The sequence below is a fragment of the Rhodococcus sp. 1R11 genome, from assembly GCF_004563845.1.
In the GTDB taxonomy this organism is placed as follows: domain Bacteria; phylum Actinomycetota; class Actinomycetes; order Mycobacteriales; family Mycobacteriaceae; genus Rhodococcoides.
In genome coordinates this window covers 1-1,009 of record NZ_SPNG01000031.1, presented here as the reverse complement: position 1 = coordinate 1,009, position 1,009 = coordinate 1, and the positions used below count along the sequence as shown (strand labels likewise).

Sequence of the window (1,009 nt, the reverse complement as noted above, 5' to 3'; positions counted from 1 at the left end):
GGGTGATCCCGCAGATCTCGGTGATCATGGGCCCCGCCGCCGGTGGACACGTCTACTCACCCGCCCTGACCGATTTCGTGGTCATGGTCGACGGCACCAGTCAGATGTTCGTCACCGGCCCCGATGTGATCAAGACCGTCACCGGGGAGAACGTGACGATGGAAGAGCTCGGTGGCGCGCACACCCACATGGAGAAGTCCGGGGTCGCGCACTACGTCGCCTCGGGGGAGCAGGACGCCCTCGACTACGTCCGCGACCTCCTGTCCTACCTGCCGTCGAACAATCGGGCCGATGCACCGCGGACGGCGGCGTCGGATCCGATCGTCGGATCCATCGAAGACAGTCTGACGGCGGAGGATCTCGAGCTCGATACGTTGATTCCGGATTCGCCGAACACTCCGTACGACATGCACGAGGTGATCCGCCGGATCCTCGACGACGACGAATTCCTGGAGGTGCAGGAGGGTCGGGCCCGCAACATCATCGTCGGGTTCGGTCGGATCGACGGCCGGTCGGTGGGGATCGTGGCCAATCAGCCCACCCAATTCGCCGGCACACTCGATATCGATGCCTCGGAGAAAGCGGCGCGGTTCGTCCGCACCTGCGATTGCTTCAACGTTCCGATCATCACCCTGGTCGATGTGCCGGGGTTCCTGCCCGGGACGGGCCAGGAATACAACGGCATCATCCGGCGCGGCGCGAAGTTGTTGTATGCCTACGGGGAGGCGACGGTCGGGAAGATCACCGTCATCACCCGTAAAGCCTACGGCGGGGCGTACGACGTGATGGGGTCCAAGCACATGGGTGCCGACGTCAACCTCGCATGGCCGACGGCGCAGATCGCGGTGATGGGCGCCTCGGGTGCGGTCGGGTTCGTCTACCGCAAGCAGTTGCTCGAGGCCGCGAAGAACGGTGAGGACGTCGATGCGTTGCGGCTCGAGTTGCAGCAGCAGTACGAGGACACGTTGGTCAATCCGTACGTCGCTGCCGAACGCGGGTACCTCGATGC

Annotated in this window: 1 protein-coding gene; it reads left to right on the top strand. The window is 64.3% G+C overall.

Annotated elements, in window-relative coordinates; genetic code table 11:
• On the top strand, positions 1–1,009 hold a 1,009-nt coding region (locus E4P29_RS25755; protein ID WP_135048115.1), incomplete at both ends, for an acyl-CoA carboxylase subunit beta.